The organism is Neobacillus sp. DY30 (assembly GCF_030123065.1).
GTDB lineage: Bacteria > Bacillota > Bacilli > Bacillales > Cytobacillaceae > Neobacillus.
Map to the genome: position 1 here is coordinate 2087561 of NZ_CP126093.1, position 22703 is coordinate 2110263.

The 22703-nt window shown below is 36.8% G+C and carries 28 protein-coding genes and 1 tRNA gene; 22 read left to right on the forward strand and 7 right to left on the reverse strand.

What is annotated here, in order from left to right:
- The first annotated feature begins 2 nt into the window (after nt 1-2).
- The 3 genes from QNH29_RS10185 to glnA all read left to right on the forward strand — a co-directional run bounded on the left by QNH29_RS10185 (nt 3) and on the right by glnA (nt 3177).
- Nucleotides 3-1274, forward strand: a complete 1272-nt coding sequence (locus tag QNH29_RS10185; RefSeq protein WP_283864670.1) for a methionine gamma-lyase family protein — start codon at nt 3-5, stop codon at nt 1272-1274.
- Nucleotides 1275-1418: 144 nt separating this feature from the next.
- Entirely contained in the window at nt 1419-1820 is a 402-nt protein-coding gene (locus QNH29_RS10190; protein WP_283864671.1) for a MerR family transcriptional regulator, read from the forward strand.
- Nucleotides 1821-1842: 22 nt separating this feature from the next.
- Nucleotides 1843-3177: a type I glutamate--ammonia ligase gene (glnA, locus tag QNH29_RS10195; RefSeq protein ID WP_283864672.1), complete on the forward strand. Its 1335-nt coding sequence runs from the start codon at nt 1843-1845 to the stop codon at nt 3175-3177.
- Between the two features lie 187 nt (nt 3178-3364).
- On the opposite strand, the gene QNH29_RS10200 is transcribed toward glnA, so the two are convergent.
- Both QNH29_RS10200 and lexA read right to left on the reverse strand, forming a co-directional pair.
- The gene (locus tag QNH29_RS10200) at nt 3365-3655 is read right to left on the reverse strand and encodes a DUF4257 domain-containing protein (protein WP_283864673.1); all 291 of its coding nucleotides are present in this window, start codon (nt 3653-3655) and stop codon (nt 3365-3367) included.
- A 304-nt stretch (nt 3656-3959) separates the two neighbouring features.
- Entirely contained in the window at nt 3960-4583 is a 624-nt protein-coding gene (gene lexA / locus QNH29_RS10205; protein WP_283864674.1) for a transcriptional repressor LexA, read from the reverse strand.
- A 157-nt stretch (nt 4584-4740) separates the two neighbouring features.
- Here lexA and yneA point away from each other — a divergent pair, with 157 nt between their 5' ends.
- From yneA to QNH29_RS10250, 9 genes are all read left to right on the forward strand, one after another.
- A complete protein-coding gene (gene yneA, locus QNH29_RS10210; protein WP_283864675.1) occupies nt 4741-5064 on the forward strand; it encodes a cell division suppressor protein YneA in 324 nt (107 codons plus the stop codon).
- A gap of 9 nt (nt 5065-5073) precedes the next feature.
- Nucleotides 5074-5733, forward strand: coding sequence for a YneB family resolvase-like protein (locus QNH29_RS10215; RefSeq protein WP_283865583.1), 660 nt, complete (start codon nt 5074-5076; stop codon nt 5731-5733).
- 118 nt (nt 5734-5851) lie between these two features.
- A complete protein-coding gene (locus QNH29_RS10220) occupies nt 5852-6082 on the forward strand; it encodes a DUF896 domain-containing protein (RefSeq protein ID WP_283864676.1) in 231 nt (76 codons plus the stop codon).
- A gap of 180 nt (nt 6083-6262) precedes the next feature.
- Complete coding sequence (gene tkt, locus QNH29_RS10225) at nt 6263-8269, forward strand: transketolase (protein WP_283864677.1); 2007 nt, start codon at nt 6263-6265, stop codon at nt 8267-8269.
- Nucleotides 8270-8513: 244 nt separating this feature from the next.
- Nucleotides 8514-8954 (forward strand): sporulation inhibitor of replication protein SirA, encoded by a 441-nt coding sequence (sirA, locus tag QNH29_RS10230; protein WP_283864678.1) that lies wholly within the window; start codon nt 8514-8516, stop codon nt 8952-8954.
- Between the two features lie 77 nt (nt 8955-9031).
- Nucleotides 9032-9253 (forward strand): YneF family protein, encoded by a 222-nt coding sequence (locus tag QNH29_RS10235; RefSeq protein ID WP_283864679.1) that lies wholly within the window; start codon nt 9032-9034, stop codon nt 9251-9253.
- 151 nt (nt 9254-9404) lie between these two features.
- The gene (locus tag QNH29_RS10240) at nt 9405-9875 is read left to right on the forward strand and encodes a hypothetical protein (protein WP_283864680.1); all 471 of its coding nucleotides are present in this window, start codon (nt 9405-9407) and stop codon (nt 9873-9875) included.
- 165 nt (nt 9876-10040) lie between these two features.
- On the forward strand, nt 10041-11792 hold the full coding sequence (locus QNH29_RS10245; protein ID WP_283864681.1) for an ABC transporter transmembrane domain-containing protein: 1752 nt from the start codon (nt 10041-10043) through the stop codon (nt 11790-11792).
- On the forward strand, nt 11779-13587 hold the full coding sequence (locus QNH29_RS10250) for an ABC transporter ATP-binding protein (RefSeq protein WP_481858791.1): 1809 nt from the start codon (nt 11779-11781) through the stop codon (nt 13585-13587). Before QNH29_RS10245 ends, QNH29_RS10250 begins: the two co-directional genes overlap by 14 nt.
- A 37-nt stretch (nt 13588-13624) precedes the next feature.
- Here QNH29_RS10250 and QNH29_RS10255 read toward each other — a convergent pair whose 3' ends face one another.
- Nucleotides 13625-13804 (reverse strand): aspartyl-phosphate phosphatase Spo0E family protein, encoded by a 180-nt coding sequence (locus QNH29_RS10255; protein ID WP_283864682.1) that lies wholly within the window; start codon nt 13802-13804, stop codon nt 13625-13627.
- Nucleotides 13805-14065: 261 nt separating this feature from the next.
- Between QNH29_RS10255 and QNH29_RS10260 the strand changes: the two genes are divergently transcribed.
- Together QNH29_RS10260 and QNH29_RS10265 are read left to right on the forward strand one after the other, a co-directional pair.
- A complete protein-coding gene (locus tag QNH29_RS10260; protein ID WP_283864683.1) occupies nt 14066-14773 on the forward strand; it encodes a cytochrome c biogenesis CcdA family protein in 708 nt (235 codons plus the stop codon).
- Between the two features lie 37 nt (nt 14774-14810).
- Nucleotides 14811-15284, forward strand: a complete 474-nt coding sequence (locus QNH29_RS10265; RefSeq protein WP_283864684.1) for a CcdC family protein — start codon at nt 14811-14813, stop codon at nt 15282-15284.
- Between the two features lie 48 nt (nt 15285-15332).
- Here QNH29_RS10265 and QNH29_RS10270 read toward each other — a convergent pair whose 3' ends face one another.
- On the reverse strand, nt 15333-15815 hold the full coding sequence (locus QNH29_RS10270) for a hypothetical protein (RefSeq protein WP_283864685.1): 483 nt from the start codon (nt 15813-15815) through the stop codon (nt 15333-15335).
- 80 nt (nt 15816-15895) lie between these two features.
- The gene (locus tag QNH29_RS10275) at nt 15896-16324 is read right to left on the reverse strand and encodes a DUF2621 domain-containing protein (RefSeq protein WP_283864686.1); all 429 of its coding nucleotides are present in this window, start codon (nt 16322-16324) and stop codon (nt 15896-15898) included.
- A gap of 217 nt (nt 16325-16541) precedes the next feature.
- On the opposite strand from QNH29_RS10275, the gene QNH29_RS10280 reads away from it, so the two are divergent.
- The 8 genes from QNH29_RS10280 to QNH29_RS10315 all read left to right on the forward strand — a co-directional run bounded on the left by QNH29_RS10280 (nt 16542) and on the right by QNH29_RS10315 (nt 22038).
- Nucleotides 16542-16638: transfer RNA gene (locus tag QNH29_RS10280), tRNA-Sec, on the forward strand.
- Between the two features lie 138 nt (nt 16639-16776).
- A complete protein-coding gene (locus QNH29_RS10285; RefSeq protein ID WP_283864687.1) occupies nt 16777-17283 on the forward strand; it encodes a tyrosine-type recombinase/integrase in 507 nt (168 codons plus the stop codon).
- A gap of 9 nt (nt 17284-17292) precedes the next feature.
- Nucleotides 17293-17730, forward strand: a complete 438-nt coding sequence (locus tag QNH29_RS10290) for a tyrosine-type recombinase/integrase (RefSeq protein WP_283864688.1) — start codon at nt 17293-17295, stop codon at nt 17728-17730.
- 355 nt (nt 17731-18085) lie between these two features.
- Entirely contained in the window at nt 18086-18697 is a 612-nt protein-coding gene (locus QNH29_RS10295; RefSeq protein ID WP_283864689.1) for a hypothetical protein, read from the forward strand.
- 146 nt (nt 18698-18843) lie between these two features.
- Nucleotides 18844-19731, forward strand: coding sequence for a hypothetical protein (locus QNH29_RS10300; protein ID WP_283864690.1), 888 nt, complete (start codon nt 18844-18846; stop codon nt 19729-19731).
- A 136-nt stretch (nt 19732-19867) separates the two neighbouring features.
- The gene (locus QNH29_RS10305) at nt 19868-20509 is read left to right on the forward strand and encodes a DUF5655 domain-containing protein (protein ID WP_283864691.1); all 642 of its coding nucleotides are present in this window, start codon (nt 19868-19870) and stop codon (nt 20507-20509) included.
- Between the two features lie 24 nt (nt 20510-20533).
- Nucleotides 20534-20830, forward strand: a complete 297-nt coding sequence (locus QNH29_RS10310) for a hypothetical protein (protein ID WP_283864692.1) — start codon at nt 20534-20536, stop codon at nt 20828-20830.
- Between the two features lie 110 nt (nt 20831-20940).
- The gene (locus QNH29_RS10315; protein ID WP_283864693.1) at nt 20941-22038 is read left to right on the forward strand and encodes an L-dopachrome tautomerase-related protein; all 1098 of its coding nucleotides are present in this window, start codon (nt 20941-20943) and stop codon (nt 22036-22038) included.
- Nucleotides 22039-22186: 148 nt separating this feature from the next.
- Here the strand turns inward: QNH29_RS10315 and QNH29_RS10320 are convergent, their stop codons facing one another.
- Both QNH29_RS10320 and QNH29_RS10325 read right to left on the reverse strand, forming a co-directional pair.
- A complete protein-coding gene (locus tag QNH29_RS10320; RefSeq protein WP_283864694.1) occupies nt 22187-22486 on the reverse strand; it encodes a spore coat protein in 300 nt (99 codons plus the stop codon).
- 18 nt (nt 22487-22504) lie between these two features.
- Nucleotides 22505-22699, reverse strand: coding sequence for a hypothetical protein (locus QNH29_RS10325; protein WP_007083743.1), 195 nt, complete (start codon nt 22697-22699; stop codon nt 22505-22507).
- Nucleotides 22700-22703: the final 4 nt, after the last annotated feature.

The window sequence follows — 22703 nt, forward strand, 5'->3', positions numbered from 1 at the left end:
GCATGTTTCAACAGTTAAGAAATGGGGAAAAGCTTCAACAGATCACTAAGAGTGTAGAGCAGCAAATTGCCTCCATACATAAAGGAATCGACGAAAGAATTGAATCCAATCAATTTCGAGTATTGAAAAGTTACCAAAAGCACCGAGTCAGTGATTCTCATTTTATCCCTTCGACAGGGTACGGGTATGACGATATTGGCAGAGATACATTAGAATTGATTTATGCAGATGTGTTTGGCGGTGAGGCGGGCTTAGTCCGTCCTCAAATTATCTCTGGAACACATGCAATTTCAATAGCGTTATTTGGGATTTTGCGTCCTGGAGACGAACTGCTTTATATTACCGGGAAACCGTACGATACCCTGGAAGAAATTGTCGGCATCCGGGGGAATGGTGTTGGTTCCTTAAAGGAATTTGGGATTTCTTATGATAGTGCAGCACTAACAGAAGAAGGAAGAATTGACTGGGATGTCGTTGCCTCTAAAATCAAAAGTAATACGAAAATGATTGGAATACAACGTTCAAAAGGGTATGCAACCCGCCCATCTTTCACAATCGCTGAAATCAAAGAAATGATCTCCTTTGTAAAAGAAATAAAAGAAGATGTCGTGGTTTTTGTGGACAACTGTTACGGGGAATTTGTTGAAGAATTAGAGCCATGTCATGTAGGTGCTGATTTAATGGCGGGGTCACTAATTAAAAACCCAGGTGGAGGAATTGCGAAAACAGGCGGGTATATCGTAGGTAAAAAACAATACGTAGAAGCCTGTTCGTATCGCATGACATCACCAGGTATCGGTGCAGAAGCTGGAGCTTCACTCTACAGCCTGCAGGAGATGTATCAAGGTTTCTTTTTAGCGCCGCATGTAGTCGGACAAGCATTGAAGGGTGCTGTTTTTACATCAGCACTATTAGAAAAATTAGGAATGAATTCATCACCGAAGTGGGATGCAAATCGCACGGATTTAATTCAATCTGTTCAATTTGATGATAAAGAAAAAATGATTGCCTTTTGCCAGGCGATTCAGTTTGCCTCGCCAATTAATTCACATGTTACTGCGTATCCGGCATATATGCCAGGGTATGAGGACGATGTAATTATGGCGGCTGGAACGTTTATTCAAGGAGCGAGTATTGAATTAACTGCTGATGGCCCGATTAGACCCCCATATGTGGCCTATGTCCAAGGTGGGTTAACCTATTCACATGTTAAAATGGCCGTTTGTATTGCTGTAGATTCTTTAATCGAGAAAAAATTGATTGAATTAAACTAGGGCAAAATGCAAAGGATAACGAAAGCAGTTTTCCTTTCTTTTTTAATGAAAAAACCATGTAAGAAAAGCTAACATAAGATTGACATCTTTTCTGACACGAAATATAATAGCATTATAAATCAGCAAAAGGAGAGGAGAAATTAAATGAGTGGAAAAGAATTACGCCGCTCAATGCCACTATTTCCAATTGGAACGGTCATGCAGCTAACAGAATTAACAGCTAGACAAATCCGTTACTATGAAGAGCACGAATTGATTTCTCCAGCTAGAACAGATGGGAATAGAAGACTCTTTAGCTTAAACGATATTGATAGACTATTAGAAATTAAGGATCTCATTGATCAAGGAATAAATATGGCTGGTATTAAACAGCTGTTATTGGTCAGAGAACAACAGGCGAATGTTATCCAGCAGCAGGCTGAAAAAGCCAAGCAGGAATTAACAGACGAACAGTTAAGGAATTTACTCCGTCAAGAATTACAGCAGGCTGGAAGATTCAATCGTTCGTCACTAAGGCAAGGGGATATGTCACGATTTTTTCACTAATTAAATTTTGGAGGTAATAAAGATGGCAAAGTTTACTAGAGAAGATATTAAGCGGTTGGCAGCAGAGGAAAATGTTAAATTTATTCGTTTACAATTTACTGATATTCTAGGAACTATCAAAAACGTTGAGATTCCTATCAGTCAGTTAGAAAAAGCTCTTGATAATAAAATGATGTTTGACGGTTCTTCTATCGAAGGTTTCGTACGTATCGAAGAATCTGATATGTATCTATATCCAGATTTAAACACTTGGGTGGTATTCCCGTGGACAGCTGAAAAAGGAAAAGTAGCACGTTTAATCTGTGATATCTATACGGCAGAAGGACAGCCATTTGATGGAGATCCTCGTAACAACTTAAGAAGAGTATTAAAGGAAATGGAAGAGTTAGGTTTCACGAACTTTAACTTAGGACCTGAGCCAGAATTCTTCTTGTTCAAATTAGACCAAAAAGGTGAGCCAACACTAGAGTTGAACGACCAAGGCGGTTACTTCGATTTCGCACCAACAGATTTAGGTGAAAACTGCCGTCGTGATATCGTACTAGAATTAGAAGAAATGGGCTTTGAAATTGAAGCTTCTCACCACGAAGTAGCACCAGGACAACATGAAATTGACTTTAAATATGCGGACGCGTTAACAGCTTGTGACCAAATCCAAACATTTAAATTAGTAGTAAAAACAATTGCTCGTAAGCACGGTTTACACGCTACGTTTATGCCAAAACCATTATACGGAGTGAACGGTTCCGGAATGCACATGAATCTTTCATTATTTAAAGATGGCGCTAATTCATTCTACGAGCCAACTGGTGATTTAGAAATGAGTGATACAGCTCGTCAATTCATCGCTGGTATCTTAAAGCACGCACCAAGCTTTACGGCGGTAACGAATCCAACAGTAAACTCTTATAAGCGTCTAGTTCCTGGCTATGAAGCACCTTGCTATGTTGCATGGTCTGCTAGAAACCGTTCACCATTAATTCGTATCCCTGCTTCTCGCGGCTTAAGTACTCGTGTAGAGGTAAGAAGCGTTGACCCAGCTGCTAACCCATACCTAGCAATGGCTGTTCTATTAAAAGCTGGCTTAGATGGAATCAAGAACAAATTAACTCCTCCAGCTCCAGTTGACCGCAACATCTATGTAATGAGCAAAGAAGAAAGAATCGAAGAAGGAATCATCGATCTTCCAGCAACTCTAGCTCAAGCATTAGACCTATTAAAGTCTGATGAAGTGATTATATCTGGTTTAGGAGAGCACATCTTCGAACACTTTATTGAAGCAAAAGAAATCGAATGGGATATGTTCCGCACCGTTGTTCACCCTTGGGAACGCGAACAATATATGAGCATGTACTAAAATTAAGTAACCTGGTTTGGACGCGAGTCCTTACCGGGTTTTTTTATGTTATAACAATTCATGATGACCGTTTTTTGAGTAAAAATAGAAAAGTGGTAATCATGGAGGGTTCAGATGACAGAATTTTAGGGAATGCGAAAATAGAAAAAACCCAGGATGGATAATCTTCCAATCTGGGCTATTGCGTTCATGATTCTTTTTCTTTATTTTCGGTGAGTGATCTAAAATTAGTTAGTATAATATCACCACTAATTCCAGCAAGGGCCGATAGAAAAACAGTTTCAACCATTGAATTTGGAGTTGTGTAAATCATTATGAGGAGAGCTGAGACAGCACCTAGAAGCAACTCTTCTAAAAAACCTAAATAGATAAACCTCTTTGTTTTCCTGGGCATAATTATTTTTCCGTGCTTTCGAACATGCCCGACAATCCCAACTGTACCACCAATAACCATCGAGAAAATAATGTCATTCAACACTTTTTCCACACTCCTTAAGCCTAGTTTTTTGGACCTAAGGTAAAATCATGGTGTAATACCATTATACAAATAGTGGAAACTAGTTAGAATGAGTAAATATACACATTTTTGTATGAAATGCAAGAAAATTATAAAATAATATTAAAATTGTAGTATTGATTCGGACAAGGCAAGATGAAATAAAGGGGTTATAGTCTAAATAGGACATCCAATCGGCCACTGATGATTACTACTATCAATCAGGTCTAAATGAAGCATGATAAAAAAAGAGTACAATTCGTAACTCGAATTGTACTCTTTAAGATTAATGTATATGTCGATAAACCCCAATTACTTTTCCAAGAATAGAAACATTCCTTAAGATAATCGGATCCATGGTTGAGTTTTCAGGCTGTAAGCGAATATAATCTTTTTCCTTAAAAAATCTTTTACAGGTCGCTTCATCTTCCTCAGTCATCGCCACAACGATATCTCCATTGTTCGCAGTTGGCTGCTGTCTTACGATTACGTAATCTCCATCGAGAATTCCAGCTTCTATCATACTCTCACCCATGATCTCTAGCATAAATACTTGCTCGTCTGCAGGTGCTAGACTTTCAGGAAGTGGAAAGAACTCTTCAACGTTTTCGATGGCGGTAATTGGAAGACCTGCAGTTACTTTACCCACAACCGGTACATTGACAACATTATTTCTTGGGATATGAGCAGTTTCATCTACTTCTAGGATTTCAATCGCTCTTGGTTTAGTAGGATCTCGTCTAATTAGTCCTTTGCTTTCCAAACGTGCTAGATGACCGTGGACGGTAGAACTAGAGGCAAGTCCTACTGCTTCACCAATTTCTCGAACGGATGGCGGATACCCTTTCTTCTTTACTTCCCCTTTAATAAACTCAAGGATATCCTGCTGGCGCTTAGATATTTTTGTCATATAGATACACCTCGCCCTATGTAATATTTACCTTTATTATAGCATGTTCGTATATTTTATACAAACATAAGTTCGAATTTTTATTGACAACAAACAGGTGTTCGAACTATAATGAAAACAAATAAAACGAACATACATTCTGAATAGGGGTTATAGTATGAAAAAAATATGGGACAGATACTCTTATGCGATTTTATTAATCATCTTGAGCTGCTTAGTAGCTTTTAGTTTATCATTGCGTTTTAATACGGAAGAAACAGAAACCTTCCTTACTATTACTGTTTCGGAAGGGGACTCTATTTGGAAAATCTCTAACCAATATTCCAGCCAGCATTCTTTCTCGAATGATGAATTTATCAGCTGGGTTAAGCACCATAATGAAATTGAGGGAGATAAGATTTTCCCTGGGGAAGAACTAATTATACCAGTAAACTATGAAGTTGGGTCTATGACTGAATATGCCAGCGCTGCAGGGGAATAAAGTCTGATGGTGAATGCGATTATTTACTGCCGGGTAAGCACAAACAAAGAAACCCAGGAAACGTCATTAAAGCGACAAGAAGAGGAGCTCACGCTACTTGCAAGTCAATATCATTTTAATGTTGTCTCCATTATCAGAGAACAGGCTAGTGGTTATGAACTAGAAAGAGACGGAATCCTGGAGTTATTAGATTTATTGAAACAAAAAAATATACATGCCGTGTTAATTCAAGATGAAACGAGACTCGGAAGAGGGAATGCAAAGATTGCCCTCTTGCATTGTATATTAAAAGAAGACGTGAAACTTTATAGTATTTCTCATAATGGTGAGCTACAGTTATCCGAAAGTGATTCAATGGTATTAAAGATCGTTGGGATGGTCGAAGAATATCAGCGAAAGTTACATAATATAAAAATCAAACGTGGAATGAAACGAGCCGTCGCTCAGGGATACAAGCCTGAAGAAAATCTAAAAAATCTCGAATCCAATTCTGGTCGCGAGAAAATAGAAGTACCTGTAGAAGAAATTGTCCGACTGAGAAAAAACAAATTAACTTTTTCAGAGATTGCCGCTACATTAAGAGGATTTGGATATAATATTTCTAAAGCAACCGTCCACAGACGGTATCAGGAATATCAACAAGAATCTACTGAGTCAGAAGAAGAGTAGGCCATTTGCTTGTCAGATGGTCTATTTTTTAGTAAAATCAGTCTTTAAGTGTGACTGTGTTTAGAGGGATATCAACTGACTTGGTACACAGTCTAAGTCTTTGAAAGGAGGGTCCTAAATGCTCTCAAAAGAAAAAATGGCGAGAATTAATGAGCTTGCGAGAAAAGCAAAAGCAACTGGATTAACAGAAGCTGAAGCGAAGGAACAATCAAAATTAAGAAGCGAGTATTTGACCACATTCCGCAATTCTATGCTGGATACATTAACAAATACAAAAATCATTGACCCTGAGGGAAATGACGTAACGCCAGAAAAAATTAAACAAAGAAAAAAATATAATCTTCATTAATCCAGGAAAACATTTTTGTTTTCCTTTTTACATATTGCGTAACAACCTGTGTCAAAATATAATGAAGTGAAATAATTTGTTTAGTAGTCAAATTAATTGTTGAATTAATGTGAAGAGAGCTATAATATAAAGGTTGTTATTATTTTTTTTTATCCTAGAGAATCAGGAGTGATGTAAACAATGTTTGATACTATTGATGCTTTGTCGGTAACCTCTATTCGTACGCTTTCAATTGATATGATTGAAAAAGCAAACTCAGGACATCCTGGAATGCCAATGGGTGCAGCACCAATGACCTATGCTTTATGGACTCGTTTCATGAACCACAATCCAAAGAACCCAGAGTGGTTTAACCGTGATCGTTTTGTATTATCAGCAGGCCATGGATCTGCTTTATTATACAGCATGCTTCATTTATCTGGTTATAATCTATCAATAGATGACTTGAAGCAATTCCGTCAATGGGGAAGTAAAACTCCAGGACACCCTGAGTACGGTCATACTGAAGGGGTAGAAGCTACAACTGGTCCACTTGGACAAGGTATTGCTATGGCAGTAGGTATGGCAATGGCAGAGCGTCATACTGCTAGTGTCTACAATAAGGACAATTATGAACTTGTGAACCATTATACATATAGTATTTGTGGTGATGGAGATTTAATGGAAGGTGTTTCAGCTGAGGCAGCGTCACTAGCTGGACACTTAAAATTAGGTCGATTAGTGGTTTTATATGATTCAAATGATATTTCACTTGATGGTGATTTGGACAAATCCTTCTCAGAAAGCGTTAAGGAACGTTTCTTATCATACGGCTGGCAATACCTGCGCGTAGAAGATGGAAATAATTTAGAAGAAATCTCTAAAGCCCTTGAAGAGGCTCGAAATGACCTTGACCGTCCAACGATGATTGAAGTTAGAACAGTTATCGGATATGGTTCACCAAACCGTGCAGGTACTTCTGGCGTCCATGGTTCTCCGCTTGGAGCTGACGAATTAAAGCTTACAAAAGAAGCTTATAAATGGACTTTTGAAGAAGATTTCCATGTTCCACAGGAAGTTTATGACCACTTCCAAAACCTTATCGTTGAAAACGGAACGAAGAAAGAAAAAGAATGGAATGACCTTTTTGCACAGTATAAAAAGGAATATCCTGAATTAGCAGATCAATTAGAAAAAGTATTGAAGAACGAATTACCAGAAGGCTGGGATAAGGATATTCCTGTATACAGCGAAGGAAAAAGTTTAGCTAGCCGTGCATCATCTGGTGAAGCTCTTAACGGCATTGCGAAAAACTTACCAATATTTATTGGTGGTTCTGCTGACCTTGCTGGTTCAAACAAAACTATGATTAAAGGTACTGGCGATTTCATGCCAGGAAGCTATGAAGGCCGTAATATCTGGTTCGGTGTCCGTGAATTTGCAATGGGTGCTGCCATGAACGGTATTGCATTACATGGCGGAGTGAAGATCTTTGGAGGAACATTCTTTGTATTCTCAGATTACCTTCGTCCAGCAATCCGCTTGGCTGCGTTAATGGGCTTACCAGTAACATACGTATTCACTCATGACAGTATTGCTGTTGGTGAAGATGGTCCAACGCATGAGCCTGTAGAACAGCTTGCAGCATTACGTGCAATGCCAGGTCTTTCAATTATCCGTCCAGCAGATGGAAATGAAACGGCTGCAGCATGGAAACTAGCAGTTGAATCTACAAACAAACCGACTGCGTTAGTATTAACACGTCAAGACCTGCCAACATTAAAAGGAACTGACAAAAACGCATACGAAGGCGTTTCAAAAGGAGCATATGTGGTTTCTCCTTCTGAAAGAGAGACTCCTGATGCATTACTATTAGCAACTGGTTCTGAAGTAAGTTTAGCTGTTGAAGCACAAGCTGCTCTAGCTGGCGAAGGTATTCATGTTTCTGTTGTAAGCATGCCATCATGGGATCGCTTTGAACAGCAATCACAAGAATACAAGAACTCAGTACTTCCTAAGAACGTTAAGAAGCGTCTTGGAATTGAAGTTGGTTCTTCGTTCGGCTGGCACAAATACACAGGCGATGAAGGGGATGTCCTAGCAATCGATACATTCGGGGCTTCTGCACCTGGAGAAAAGATTATGGAAGAGTACGGCTTCAGCGTTAGCAATGTAGTTGCACGTGTAAAAGCATTACTTCAAAAATAAAATGATTAACTTTAAGGGAACGGCAAATAGCCGTTCTCTTTTTTTGTCAGCAATATGATTTTATTGACCGCGGGAAGATTGTAGAGTTTTATATTATTCCAAATATTAGTGGGATATAATAAAATTTGTAAGAAACTTATGAATTCGACAATAATAGTGATATTTTTTGCCGATAAAAGACAAATGTTTCGATAGTGCATATTTTATAATTGATAGAAAGGGATTTAACGAAGGAGAGATCGTGGTGAGACATTATCAGCTTTATTTAATAGAAGATGAATTTGCCGCCCATTACTTCGGAAGAGAGCGTATGTTTTTTCAGCTTTTTCATGAACATGACAAAGCAGAAGGTGAACTTAAATTTATCACGAATAAACAAATAACGTATATAACAAAGTCGATAGAGGTTTTAAAAATCCATAGATTAATACAGAAACAGCTTGGAAAAAAGAAAGGATTTCGTGCTGAACATGGTACATACTCGATTGAGTTAAGTGGAAAACTAAGCACAGCGAAACTAAGGGTATTTCAGGATTTAATCACGATTGAGGCTTCAGGCACTTATGAAGCAGAAACTATATTCTTTGAAGTGTTGAGAAAATGTGAATCCTCTTTCATGGCATTAGACCTCGACCATCAGAGATTTGGCTGGTTAAAGCCTATTAAAGAGAGAAAATATGTCTAATCTTTTAAAAGAGAATATTGTATATTCCCGTTTAATTTAGTACACTGTATGGTAGACAACATGAAGGAGGAAGTTTAATGGGTACAGGTTTATGGATTCTAGTAGTTGTACTAGCATTAGTAGCTGGTGTAGCGCTGGGATTTTTCATTGCTCGAAGATACATGATGGATTACTTAAAGAAAAATCCGCCAATTAATGAGCAAATGTTAAAAATGATGATGATGCAAATGGGTATGAAACCTTCTCAAAAGAAGATCAACCAAATGATGTCAGCAATGAACAAACAACAAGGAAAATAATAGATGAACTAAAACCATTTTATCCTTAGATAAGATGGTTTTTTTATTTGTTCAGAAAATTATTATTTTAATAAAATATATTGAAATATGGGATAAATAGGTACATAATAGTTACGCTATGAACAACTACATATATAAAGGGGCATTTATTATGAAAAAGGTTTTATCACTTATTTTAATTTTACTTCTTGCATTAACAGCTTGCGGCACGGCAGAAAAAGAGGAAACTGCTTCTCCTGAAGAAAAGAAAACAGAAGAGGACACCAATGCTGCTAAAGAAAATACAACAACTACAAGAGAGTTAACAGCTGAAGATGAGAAGTTCAGTAAATTAATAGTAGAGAAAAAATATGATGAAGTCGTGAAGGAGACCATTTCTTTAAAGACTGAATCACAAAAAGACTTCTATTATATCGGGTCAGCATTTATTAAAACGAATGAAAATCAAACAAAGACCTATGATCCAGCCGATTTGACTGCGATGAAAACAGATTATCAGGTAATCGTAAATTATATAAACAGAGTCAAGCTTGTTCCTGATGAAATCAAAGCTGAAGTTGACGGATTAAAAACGGCTGCAGAAGCAAAAGTAGCAGAAGCGGATAAACAATTAACAAAATAATCATGGCTTAGCACTCATTACAATGAGTGCTATTTTTATATATGGAAAAAAGTGTCTAAATCTTTATTATTTTATTAATATTTGATAAAATATACCTTCGGGTGGGATGAAATATTTTTTGAAAATAATAAAAAGATAAGGTCAAATATTTTTCGGGGGAAAATTATGAGAGTATTTTTAGACTTAGGATGGTTTTTTAAGCAAGAGAAAAAAGCTTATCTATCCGGAATCGTAATTCTACTGTTTGTAGCATTACTGCAACTAATACCGCCAAAGGTCATTGGAGTGATCGCCGATCATATTCATGATGGCACGTTGACAAAAGGAGTACTCCTGGAGTGGATGGTGATATTAGTCGGAGCCGGAATCGGTATGTATGTGTTGAGGTATTTTTGGCGGATTATGATTTTTGGTTCGGCAGTTAAACTGAGCCGGCAGTTAAGAAATAACTTATATGAACACTTTACAAACATGTCTCCTTCGTTTTACCAGAAAAGGAGAACAGGGGATTTAATGGCACATGCAACAAATGACCTTCAGGCGATCCAACAGACCGCTGGGCTTGGAGTCTTAACATTAGTAGATTCGCTTTCAACAGGCGGAACAGTGATTTTAGCGATGGCTTTTACCATAAGTTGGAAATTAACGTTGATTTGTTTAATCCCAATGCCTCTTATGGTCATCTTAACAAATTGGTTTGGCACCATGCTCCACCGTACTTTCCACAAGGCGCAGGAAGCGTTTTCTGACTTAAATGATAAAACACAGGAAAGTATTTCAGGGATTAAGGTGATTAAAACCTTTGGTCAGGAAAAAGAAGACATTGAAGATTTTCGAAAGCAATCAGAAGACGTCGTACAAAAAAACATCGTGGTTGCAAAAATAGATTCCTTATATGATCCTACAATTTCAATCATAGTAGGCATTTCGTTCTTCCTTTCGATACTATTTGGTTCCAAATATGTGTTAGCAGGGGAAATGTCGATTGGTGAATTAATTTCCTTTACGACCTATTTAGGACTATTAATCTGGCCAATGCTTGCCTTCGGCTGGTTATTTAATATCGTCGAACGCGGCCGCGCCTCCTACGACCGTGTGGCAGCGCTGCTTCGTGAAAAGTCGGATATTACCGACAAAAGTGGTGCCTTGGAATTAGTACCTAGCGGCGGGATCACCTATGACATTAAGAAGTTCACGTTCCCAGGTGAAAAAGAACCCATGTTAAAGAATATCTCCTTTACGATTAATAGAGGAGAAACACTTGGCATTGTAGGGAAAACAGGCGCAGGTAAAACAACACTGTTAAAACTTCTCATTCGTGAATTTGAAGACTATGAAGGGGAAATTACCTTCGGAGGTCATACGCTCCAAGAGTATAAGCTGGAGAAATTACGTGAGGCGATTGGCTATGTTCCACAGGACCACTTCTTATTTTCGGCGAGTGTTGCTGAAAATATTGCCTTCACAAACCCTCAAATTTCAAAAGAAGAAATCTATGACGCTGCAAGGCTAGCTAGTATTCATGAAGATATCCTTCGTTTCACGGAAGGATATCAAACGGTTGTTGGTGAGAGGGGGGTATCACTGTCAGGCGGTCAGAAACAGAGAATTTCGATTGCGCGTGCGCTGTTGATGAATCCTGAAGTGCTGGTACTGGATGATTCTATTTCTGCTGTTGATGCCAAGACAGAAGAGGCCATTCTTTCTTCATTAAGGCAGAATCGTGAAGGGAAAACGACGATTATTACTTCGCACCGTTTGAGCGCCATTCAACACGCAAACTTAATCCTTGTCCTTGATGAAGGTGAAGTCATGGAGCGGGGAACGCATGAAGAGCTAATGACAAAGGGTGGCTGGTATAAGGAAATGTATATACGTCAGCAGCTAGAGGAGTTGGTTGAGCATGGAGGACATTAAGATGGAAGAAAAAGAGCAGCTGACTGAAACCGAGCAAAAAAAGGTTTTATTTCGCCTATTATCCTATACGAAACCGCATAAAAAGACAATTATCCTTGCATTCAGTCTATTGGTAATAACCACATTAGGTGAGTTAGCAGCCCCGATTCTTGTAAAAATCTTTATTGATGATTACTTAACACCAGGAAACTTAGTTTTTCAACCACTGTTCATTCTAGGGGCAAGCTATTTAGGAATTCAAATTGTAAAATCACTATTGTTGTTTTTTCAATTAGTAAAGTTTCAGGAGATTGCGTTAAAAATTATTCAACAGCTGCGGGTTGATATCTTTTCGAAGGTGCAGTCACTTGGACTGAAATATTTTGACCAAACACCGGCAGGAAGTATTGTTTCTAGGATTACGAACGATACCGAAGCGATTAAAGATATGTTTGTTACCGTACTTTCGACCTTTATACAAAGCGGATTTTTATTAACAGGTATTTTCATAACCATGTTTATTTTAGATGTAAAATTGGCACTATTCTGTTTGATTTTTATACCTTTAATTCTGCTTGTTATGAGTTTGTACCGTAAATTTAGTTCACGTTTTTATTTGGATATGCGCGAAAGACTCAGTCAATTGAATGCGAAGCTGAGTGAATCGCTGCAGGGAATGAGTATTATTCAGGTATTCCGTCAGGAGAAGCGACTTCGCAAAGAGTTCGAAGACATCAATGAAAAGCACTATAACGCGGGTATGAAAAATATTAAAATTGACGGGTTACTGCTGCGGCCTGCAGTAGACTTGATTTTTATTTTAGGACTAATCATCGTCTTAAATTATTTTGGTATCACTTCATTGGACAGTCCGGTTGAAATCGGTGTGCTGTATGCGTTTGTCAATTATCTGGAGCGTTTCTTTGAACCAGTCAATAATATGATGATGCGATTATCCTTATATCAGCAAGCCATTGTGGCTGGGGCACGTGTTTTTAGAATCTTGGATATGCAAGAATTGGCACCGGGACAACTTGAAGAAAGTAATCTATCAATCGAAGAGGGAAGAATTGAATTTAAGAATTTAACCTTTTCTTACGATGGGCAGCGAGATGTATTAAAAAATATATCCTTTACAGCACATCCTGGAGAAACGGTTGCACTCGTCGGACATACGGGAAGCGGGAAAAGTTCGATTATTAATCTATTAATGAGATTTTATGAATACGAGAAGGGCGATATTTTAATCGATGGTAAATCGATTCGTGATTTTTCGAAGGGTGAGTTACGAGATAAGATGGGGCTAGTCCTGCAGGATCCTTTCTTGTTTTATGGAACCGTTAGAGATAATATTACACTTCATAATCATCATTTAACAGATGAGCAGGTGGAGGAAGCCGCTAAATTTGTTCAGGCACATACATTTATCGAAAAGCTGGAAGATTCCTATCATCATAAAGTGGTAGAACGAGGATCAACTTTTTCAAGTGGACAGCGGCAATTAATTGCCTTTGCAAGGACGATTGCTGCCAATCCGAAGATCCTTGTCCTTGATGAAGCAACCGCTAATATTGATACTGAAACTGAAGAAGCCATTCAAACAGCTCTAGCAAAAATGAGAAAAGGGCGGACGACGATTGCCATTGCCCATCGGTTATCGACGATTCAGGACGCTAACTTAATTCTCGTCTTGCACCAAGGAGAAATTGTGGAAAGAGGAACACATCAAGAGTTATTGGCACTCGGCGGGCTCTACCATAAAATGTTCCTATTGCAAAATGGGGCTGTTGAACGTTTAGAAGATGTTATGCATTAGATAAGAAAAAATCCTGGCAAATTGCCAGGATTTTTTACTATAGACTCGCCACTCGGTGAGATTTCTTTATATACTTTCGATTATATTCATTTAATAGGTGGTCTAATTCCTGGCTATAGCGAATCGCAATGGAGGAAGTCAGGCCGTTGGTGACCGCGACTTGAATTAATTCAGCACGCTTTTTTTCAATTAGTGCAATAAGTTCTTGTTTAATCATCGCCGTGGTCCTTTCCGGAGTACTCCAATAATAGAAAACATTGATAGTTATTCTCTACCAATGTTTTACTAGTATAACCTAAGATGGGAATAAATACAAAGATATTTGTAAAAAAATATCCAAATAATGTTGGAAATTACTAGAAATATAGATGAAATGTGTATTCGCTTCTGCCGACACAAAATATTCATGTTAATCATTATCTTTTAGGGGGAAGTTTTGCTAAAATGAAGGAGTATCGACTATAGTGGGAGTGTTAATATGACGGATGTAAATATATTTTTAGCTCTAGGTGCGGGCTTTTTAAGTTTTATCTCACCATGCTGTTTACCACTTTATCCTGCATTTCTATCGTATATCACGGGGATGTCTGTAGGGGAGTTAAAAACTGATAATGCCATGCTTCAAAAGCGGAGCCTTCTACATACTATTTTCTTCCTTTTAGGGTTTTCGGCGATCTTCATCGCAATTGGTTTTGGCACCTCCTTTGTAGGAAGCTTCTTCCTCGAGTACAAAGATCTCATTCGTCAGCTTGGCGGTATATTTATTGTGCTATTTGGTTTAATTATTGTAGGAGTATTTAAACCAGAGTTCTTAATGAAAGATCGGAAATTGGAATTTAAAAATCGACCTTCAGGTTATTTTGGATCAGCGCTTATTGGAATGGCCTTCGCGGCCGGCTGGACTCCATGTACAGGTCCAATTCTTTCGGCGGTTATAGCATTGGCTGCCACAAACCCTGGTTCAGGAGTACTGTACATGACTGCATATTCTCTTGGATTTGCTATACCGTTTTTAATCTTATCTTTCTTCGTCGGTCGAATGAAATGGATTCGCAAAAACAGTGGAAAGATTATGAAATTCGGCGGTTATATTATGATTGCAATGGGTATCATCCTGTTTTTTGACTGGATGACAAAAATCATTGAGGTGTTCTCATTAATGTTTGGTGGATTTACTGGATTCTAATCATGAAAGCTGTATTTTTTAATAGGGGATGGAACCTATGAACTTCGTTGTTGTTTCTTCAATTGGAGCGGTATTTATGGGGATATTGGCTTTATTTGTCCGTATGAAAGCTGCTAAGAAACCTACAAATGCAAAGAAAATTATCCTGCCGCCTGTTTTTATGTCGAGCGGGGCATTAATGTATGTAGTACCACAATTTCGATTAACTGGTATGGAAATCATTGAGGTCGTCACTTTGGGAATGCTATTTTCGATTCTCTTAATTAAAACATCTAAATTTGAAATCCGTGAAAACGAAATCTATCTAAAACGCTCAAAAGCTTTTATTTACATTCTAGCAGGGTTATTAGTGGTGAGGCTTGGATTGAAGACGATTCTAAGTGCAACCATTGATTACGGTGAACTTAGCGGTATGTTTTTCTTGCTGGCATTTAGTATGATAGTGCCGTGGCGGGTTGCGATGTATATTGATTACAAAAAGCTATATAGGCAGCTTCATGGTCAACACTGACACTGCTATATAAATACGCTCAGGGCAATGGATAGCTCTGAGCGTTTTTTAATATCGATATCTTTTGATTTTATCAAACAAATACTGTACTCCATATAAAAGATAGGCTTTATAGTGTAAGTAGAAGAAAAACTGAATATGATTTAATCGCCCCAGATTAATAATTTTAAACTTTTTAAGAACATCAATAATAACGAAGGCAAACAGTCCATCAGAAATTACATTAAGTAACGTAAACTTCTTAAAGTTTCCGTTTGAGATTTTAAGAAGCCACATTGAAAAAGGCGCATATGGACCCACACTAAAATGAAGTTCATCTCTTATAAATGATTTTTTCTTATCGTAAAACTTCCACCAATTCCGCTTGTGTCCATATAAATGATTCATGATCTCGAAAATAATAATAAACACACCCGAAAAAGAATATCGTTTAAAATCACGCTTTCCTATAAATAATAAGGATAACCATGGAATCAATATGATCAATAGGTTAAATATTTTGTGTCTCTTAGTTGCCGAACGTTTTGCCATCCTAATCACCCCAAACTGCTATTTGACTCCTTTTTAAAATATCCAAATTTATGAAAAAAAACCGCCAAATTTTAGACGGTTTAGAATAAATGCTCATATGGAGCTACATCAATTCGATTTTCAAACAGTTTTTTACGTAAAAATTTATGATCTCTTTTCGGTGTGGCTTGAATGTAACCGCGAATAACGAGCTCTTCTGTAATTTTTGGGACTTTTTCATTTAGAGCAAGTTCGCCAATCTTACCAGCTATTTTATGCCTAGCAACATCGCGGAATAATTCGGGAACCGGGCTGACCAAATCTTCTAGAAGAGCTTTCTCTTCGTCACCCCACAAATGACGGGATTCATTCACATAGTATTCTTCCCAGTCCATTACGGATTTTCCATCGTCTTTTGGCATTCTCTTAAGAAACTTACGAAACATAAAAAATCCGCCAATTGCCATAGCCCCGGCAAAGGCAAAAATCCATATTAAAATAAACCAAAGAAACCAACCTGTTAATTGCATTGTTTTCACCCACACGATACTATTTTCATCTATTTATTATAGTCTGTAATATGGTGAAAAGACAAGCCATTGCCTTTATTATGAAGGAAAAGCGGGTATAAAAGAGGGGGCAATAATTGTCGGAAAAATGACAAAATACCCACCTCTATTGATTATTCCTATTTTCCATAGTATTATGATTACAAATGCTAGTTATCTTTTTTACAATAATAATTCTGGGGCTGAATGGGGTACTGGTGTCCTCCACAGTCTTCAAAACTGCTTGAGACCTGCGTGCCAGGTCTGGTGGGTTCGATTCCCACGCAGTCCCGCCAAAATAAGATTTTCAATCATTTACATAATTTCTCACCTCCACAGTCTTTTGTGTATTTTGAACGACACTGTGTGTGACCGAGAAGCTAAAACTGTGTGTGTTCAGAGCCTTCAAATTATTATATTTGGAGGTTTTTTATATGCGTAAAAGTGTTAGAAAACATGGAAGAGTAATTACAACGAGAACTATCAATGAAAGCTTTACAATGTGTGAGATGTTTGAGAGGTTTATGTGGTTTAAACAGTCTGAGGGTTTAGCACCTCGTACTATTGAAGAATATGAGATTCACTTTAAATGGCTATTGGATTATCTACAACAAGACTTAACAAGTGAACAAATGACACTTAAGGTGTTTCTTGATTGGATTGATTTCATGTTGAATGATATGGGTCTTCAACCAACTACCGTAAACATTCGTGTAAGAACAATGAGAGCATTTCTACGATGGTGTTATCTGGAGAATCTTATTGGTACTCCAATTCACGAGCGGTTTAAACCAATGAAAACAGCAGAAGACACAATTGAAGCTTTAACTGTTACTGAAATAAAGACTTTGTTAAACGCTTTTGATGAATCAACTTTTGTTGGTTTTAGAGATAAAGTTATGGTAATGGTTCTACTTGATTCAATGGTTCGTATATCCTAACTATTAGCAATGAAGAGGAGAAACGTTGACTTCAAAGCTGGGGTTATTAAGCTGGAAGCTATGAATACGAAAACAAGGAAAGCACGTGAAGTACCTGTTTCAAGTAAGACTATGAAGCTACTCAAGGAGTATATTATTGAATCAGAGGATTTTGGAGAAGACCTTCTTTTTTTGACTTATGACGGTAGGGAAATGGTTTCTAATACTTGGAGGACTAGACTTCATGATGTGGCACATCTTACTGGTATAAAAAAAGCTGTCAGACCTCATGTTTTAAGACATACAGGAGCATTGCTCTATATCATGAACGGTGGTGACCCTTTTAGTTTACAAAAGATACTTGGTCATACAGACATGAGTATGACAAGAAAGTATATTCAAATGACAAACATGGATGTTAAACGACAGCATAATTCCTTTAGTCCATTGAAAAATGTTTTTAGGTAAAGCTTCCAATTACTTGGGGGCTTTTTTCATTTTATAAATCATTCAATCACTTACAATTATTCGTAATGTGAAAAAACAATTGCTCATTTTCGGACACAAATCCGTTGAGCCACACTTTTTTAAGATATACAATCCAATAATCAATGCTAAATAAAATTCGGTTCTTATCAAAATGATTTTAAAATTACCTTAAAAAAGGGGTATTCTGCTCCCACGATCCGCTGTATTATAATTGCGTGCGAATCCATTCAGAAACCTGTTATTTGAGATGATTTCACGTGTGAATTGGCGTGTTTGCTTTACAAAAAGGATTTCCCCTATTCTTCCTTGAATATAGTTTTAGAAGATAAAATTGGTGGTGAAAGAGTATATGTTATCTAATATCTCAAAGGCTTTAAACGAAGGTCAATTTTCGAGTGATATATATCTAAGTTTAGATGGATTACAGGTAGATGATGATAAACTATTACTCACAATTATAGTTACAGATGACAATGATGAAAAACTCCAAGAATGGGAAGTGACCTGTACAGGTCTTAGAAATCATAAACTAGATGTTAATTTTTTTGAAGAATTTGAAGTGTTAGATGAACACATTTTTCTATGGGAGTTCAACTATAACACAGCGGATTTGTTTTTTAAGGGAAATATTAATGATATTAACGGAGTTATCGGAGAATTATTTATAATTCATTCAAACCTAGCGAAAGGTCAAATACCTCTTGAAAAGTATTTAAATATCAATTATTACAATGTGGATATAAGGCATTTATTAAGTCAAGGAGAGGGGTTATTCAGTAAAGGACCAGTTAATTTAATAAAGGTGTACGAAAAGGTATTGTCAGAGAATGGCTATAAAACATCTATTATTGAGTATCCTACCAAAGGAAGTACCGTATATAAAATATTTGTTTTTGGAGATTCATACGTTGTGGCTAAAGATTTCCAGGCTTTTCAAGTTTTGTAGATGTCTATATTGAACTAACAGGTGCATTACAGCAACAAGGGGTAATATTATTCCCCCACGATCTGCTGTTATTAATGTTACGTGTGAATATAAAGATATTCAATATAATTGCACTCCTAAACCAGAAAAAGAAGGAGGTATAATTTTTGCAAAATATACAGGTTATTGAAAAATTAAACCTTGAACAGATAGCTGGTGAACATGACACACATAATATTAGTATTGACTTTGATGGAAATTTGATTTTGCTAACGTCGACTATACGCGAGGGAAACCATCATCATACAATTTTTCAACATACAAAATGGGGGGTGCAAAAAATAAACATTCCTCCTTCACAAGAGCCTTTTCACTATGCACAGCCATTAGGTAACTATTGGCTTCTTGTAAACGCACGTGTAAGTAATAATAAAACGCATAATGCTTTTGTTTACGATGAAAATCAGAATTTGATGTCATCCTTTCATATGGGAGATGGAATAGAGGATGTTCAAACTACAAAGAATAATGAAATTTGGGTGAGTTATTTTGATGAAGGAGTATTTGGAAGTTCTATTGGAGCAAGCGGATTACTTTGCTTTGATAAAAATGGGATACAGATATTTGACTTCGTAAAATTTGTACAAACTCCTAGTAACAATGAAATCCCTTTTATTGATGACTGTTATTCTTTGAATGTTTCTTCAAATGAAACTGTATATTTGTACTATTATTCGGACTTCCCTTTGTTAGCAATTCATAATAAGACAGGTTATGAGTTAGTAAATGATAACCTGTTAAAAAAATCGCCAATTGTAGGAAGCAAAGCCTTTTCAATTTGGAAAGATTATATCCTATTCGGTCATGGTTATAAAAATAAAGGGCAAATACATCTTTATACATCACAAACAAAGACCATCCAAAGCTATATTCCAGTGAATGATGAGAATGATATAATTGACTATGATTATGCAATTGGAAGAAAGCACAGGCTTTTTTTAGTTTGTAAAAATACTGTGTACCTACTTAATATTCAAGATTTAATTGATGAGTAATGCTGTTTTCTTTTTGAGGAACGTGTGCTTTAATTCCACATCAAATGGACTGTTTTGGCAGTCTTTTAGCTAAAGCGTTTCTGTAATAAGCGGGAACGCTTTCACATGAATGGTTAGGGATTGGAGATAATTATAGATGAGGTATTTTGATTACTTAGAAATAAATCAAAAAGAATTTGTCACACAATTAGAACGTCTTTTTACTGTGTATAAAGTACAACCCGTTGGCAACGGGTACATTGATTGTATTGTGATGAAGAATGACTTCAAAGAGTTTATTAAAGAAATAACGGCTATAGGGATTCTTATTACTGATGTTTCTTGGTGGTGTTATGTAAAGCCAACCGAGGATAATGAATCTACTGAATGCCCACACGGCATGGGAGGACCAGAATCAGAATATTATGAAGGTTGGTTTAGTGAATTGCAAAATGACTTTTTTGAAGCAGATGTAGAATTCTCAAATAAGGCATCTAATGTTTATGAAATATATTCAAAAATACTCGATTTATTGAAAAAAATTGGACCTTTTGAAATTGAGTTTAAAAAGACTTCTATACATCTTTTGAATAAATCTTCCTTCGGAGGAATTCATCCAAAAAAGAAATGGTTGGATTTTAATTTAGTAACAAATCATCAAATTGAACACGAGAAGATTACTAAAATTGAACAAGTTTCAAAAAACAGATTTCACAATAACTTTAGATTTCATAGTGAAGACGAACTAAATCAAGAGTTTTTAGTTCTTTTAAAAGAATCATATCTATTAATGAGTTAGTTAGAGAAAGGATATTTATTACCAATGAACAGCATTTTCTTTGGAATTATTTCTGGTATAATATTTGGCTTATTATCTGTACTACTAATGCTCCCGATCAAATTTGAAGATAAACTTATTGCTATTATTGGTTCATTTATTAATCGTTTTACGATTGGTTTCTTAATATCAGTAACTGTTCTTCCTATGTATGGTTGGACAAAAGGAATTTTGATAGGGTTGTTAATTAGCCTCCCAGACGCACTTATTACAAAAGCCTATTTACCAATTATTGGTTTGGGAGTAATCGGAGGAGCTATTATTGGAGGCTTTATTGGCTAAAGTAGTGTCAATCAGCTTTTCGTATAGAAAAACTTATTAAGAACCATGCACTAGAAAAAATATAAATCATATATAGGTGATATCCCGTTTGAATGCTTGAGGAGGATATTATGAAACCTATGTTACCTAGTGAAAAATATTTCGGTAATTTAGAACTAGTTTATGCATTTTATGGGGCTATGCCTACAGGTGTTACTGTTTCAGAAACCGGTCGTATTTTCATTTGCTTTCCGAAATGGGGAGACGATGTTAAATTTACGGTGGGGGAAATTGTTGAGGATAAATTGCAGCCTTATCCTAATTTACAAACCAATTTGGTTAATCCCGAGAATATCACAATGACTTTCATCAGTGTCCAAAGTGTAGTTGCTGATGGAAGGGGAACGCTTTGGATATTAGATACAGCTGCACTCAATTTTTCTGAACCTATTAAAGGGGGGGCAAAATTAGTCGCTGTTGATTTAGAAACCAATACAATAAGAAAAGTATATACTTTTACAGAAGATGTTGTCCTGCCTACAACTTATCTGAATGATGTCCGTTTTGATTTTCGTGTTGGAAAAGCAGGTTATGCCTATATAACGGATTCTTCTTCAAGAGGACCTGGAGCTATTATCGTCTTAGATTTATCAAATGGAAACGCGTTTAGACGGTTAAATGGAGCAAATTCAACTTCACCCGATCCCTATTTTTTACCGAAGGTAGAAGGTCAAATTTTAATGAATCGAAACAAAGACGGTTCAACTTCTCCATTTAGATTGGCGTCTGACAGTCTTGCGATTTCTCCCGATGGAAAGATATTATTTTTTGCTCCACTAACCAGTCGTCATTTGTTCTCAATCCCAACAGAAGCCCTGAGAGACAGAACGATACCGGAAATGGATTTACCTTATCATGTGGAGTATTGGGGAGAAAAAGGTGCGTCTGATGGAATGATCACGGATGCAAAGGGAACTGTTTATGCGGGGGATTATGAAAACAACAGTATCCGTAAGGTATTGCCAAATGGCATAATGGAAACTATCGCACATGATCCGAGAATTTTGTGGCCGGATACTTTTTCAATTGGTCCGGATCAATATTTGTATGTCATTGTGAACCAATTACATCGACAGCCTAGATTTCATTATGGAAAAGACTTACGACAGAAACCATATAGTTTACTTCGTATCAAAATTGATGAATTTCCTGCTCCGACCTTTTCATAATAAAATTAGTCAATTAATTGATTTCATTATATAGTGTAAACAAACACGAGTAAGCAAGAAGTATTAACTTTATTTACTTCTGCCAAAACAACTCAAAATGGTTTAATAGGAACAGTTTAATTGGTGTTAAACTGTTCCTAGAAATTTTTTATAATGTCGGTAAGTTCAATGCTGTATTGATATTTTTTAAATCCAAACTGATCTGTTCGTTTGTATCCCAAGCATGGTACCATCCTTTTTCTACCATATATGCGGATATTTGTTCATGCATATCAAGTGCTTCCACTAAATGGCGAGTGAGCATTTCTTTAATTTCCGGTGTTCCTGATTCTGTTACTGCCATGGCATAATTTCTAACTCCACTTTTAGCTGAAATCAGTAGGTCCATTGCAACGACTTGATCCGATAGTCCGTCCATGCCAGTTAAAGTTTCTATGATTGGATTCATGTTCATTCATCTCCTAATTTACTGCTTAGCGTTGGAAAGGATAGAAGCATATTCTTGTAATTGTCTCGTAGATACATCAATGTCTTGCTGCATAATATCTTTTAAAAGCTGATCTGTAACTAACGCTTTCATCGTTTTGGATTTAGTTAAACAAGTGGTCTTAAATGCAGCCATCTCATGGACCTCAAGAACTTCATGTAAGGCGTAGTTCATTTTT

Excerpts from the sequence above, each read along its gene's own strand:
- QNH29_RS10185 (WP_283864670.1), top strand. The coding sequence starts at position 3 with ATGTTTCAACAGTTAAGAAATGGGGAAAAGCTTCAACAGATCACTAAG.
- QNH29_RS10190 (WP_283864671.1), top strand. The coding sequence starts at position 1,419 with ATGAGTGGAAAAGAATTACGCCGCTCAATGCCACTATTTCCAATTGGA.
- glnA (WP_283864672.1), top strand. The coding sequence starts at position 1,843 with ATGGCAAAGTTTACTAGAGAAGATATTAAGCGGTTGGCAGCAGAGGAA.
- lexA (WP_283864674.1), bottom strand. The coding sequence starts at position 4,583 with ATGACAAAAATATCTAAGCGCCAGCAGGATATCCTTGAGTTTATTAAA.
- yneA (WP_283864675.1), top strand. The coding sequence starts at position 4,741 with ATGAAAAAAATATGGGACAGATACTCTTATGCGATTTTATTAATCATC.
- QNH29_RS10220 (WP_283864676.1), top strand. The coding sequence starts at position 5,852 with ATGCTCTCAAAAGAAAAAATGGCGAGAATTAATGAGCTTGCGAGAAAA.
- tkt (WP_283864677.1), top strand. The coding sequence starts at position 6,263 with ATGTTTGATACTATTGATGCTTTGTCGGTAACCTCTATTCGTACGCTT.
- QNH29_RS10235 (WP_283864679.1), top strand. The coding sequence starts at position 9,032 with ATGGGTACAGGTTTATGGATTCTAGTAGTTGTACTAGCATTAGTAGCT.
- QNH29_RS10240 (WP_283864680.1), top strand. The coding sequence starts at position 9,405 with ATGAAAAAGGTTTTATCACTTATTTTAATTTTACTTCTTGCATTAACA.
- QNH29_RS10245 (WP_283864681.1), top strand. The coding sequence starts at position 10,041 with ATGAGAGTATTTTTAGACTTAGGATGGTTTTTTAAGCAAGAGAAAAAA.
- QNH29_RS10250 (WP_481858791.1), top strand. The coding sequence starts at position 11,779 with ATGGAGGACATTAAGATGGAAGAAAAAGAGCAGCTGACTGAAACCGAG.
- QNH29_RS10255 (WP_283864682.1), bottom strand. The coding sequence starts at position 13,804 with ATGATTAAACAAGAACTTATTGCACTAATTGAAAAAAAGCGTGCTGAA.
- QNH29_RS10260 (WP_283864683.1), top strand. The coding sequence starts at position 14,066 with ATGACGGATGTAAATATATTTTTAGCTCTAGGTGCGGGCTTTTTAAGT.
- QNH29_RS10265 (WP_283864684.1), top strand. The coding sequence starts at position 14,811 with ATGAACTTCGTTGTTGTTTCTTCAATTGGAGCGGTATTTATGGGGATA.
- QNH29_RS10270 (WP_283864685.1), bottom strand. The coding sequence starts at position 15,815 with ATGGCAAAACGTTCGGCAACTAAGAGACACAAAATATTTAACCTATTG.
- QNH29_RS10275 (WP_283864686.1), bottom strand. The coding sequence starts at position 16,324 with ATGCAATTAACAGGTTGGTTTCTTTGGTTTATTTTAATATGGATTTTT.
- QNH29_RS10285 (WP_283864687.1), top strand. The coding sequence starts at position 16,777 with ATGCGTAAAAGTGTTAGAAAACATGGAAGAGTAATTACAACGAGAACT.
- QNH29_RS10290 (WP_283864688.1), top strand. The coding sequence starts at position 17,293 with ATGAAGAGGAGAAACGTTGACTTCAAAGCTGGGGTTATTAAGCTGGAA.
- QNH29_RS10305 (WP_283864691.1), top strand. The coding sequence starts at position 19,868 with ATGAGGTATTTTGATTACTTAGAAATAAATCAAAAAGAATTTGTCACA.
- QNH29_RS10310 (WP_283864692.1), top strand. The coding sequence starts at position 20,534 with ATGAACAGCATTTTCTTTGGAATTATTTCTGGTATAATATTTGGCTTA.
- QNH29_RS10315 (WP_283864693.1), top strand. The coding sequence starts at position 20,941 with ATGAAACCTATGTTACCTAGTGAAAAATATTTCGGTAATTTAGAACTA.
- QNH29_RS10320 (WP_283864694.1), bottom strand. The coding sequence starts at position 22,486 with ATGAATCCAATCATAGAAACTTTAACTGGCATGGACGGACTATCGGAT.
- QNH29_RS10325 (WP_007083743.1), bottom strand. The coding sequence starts at position 22,699 with ATGAACTACGCCTTACATGAAGTTCTTGAGGTCCATGAGATGGCTGCA.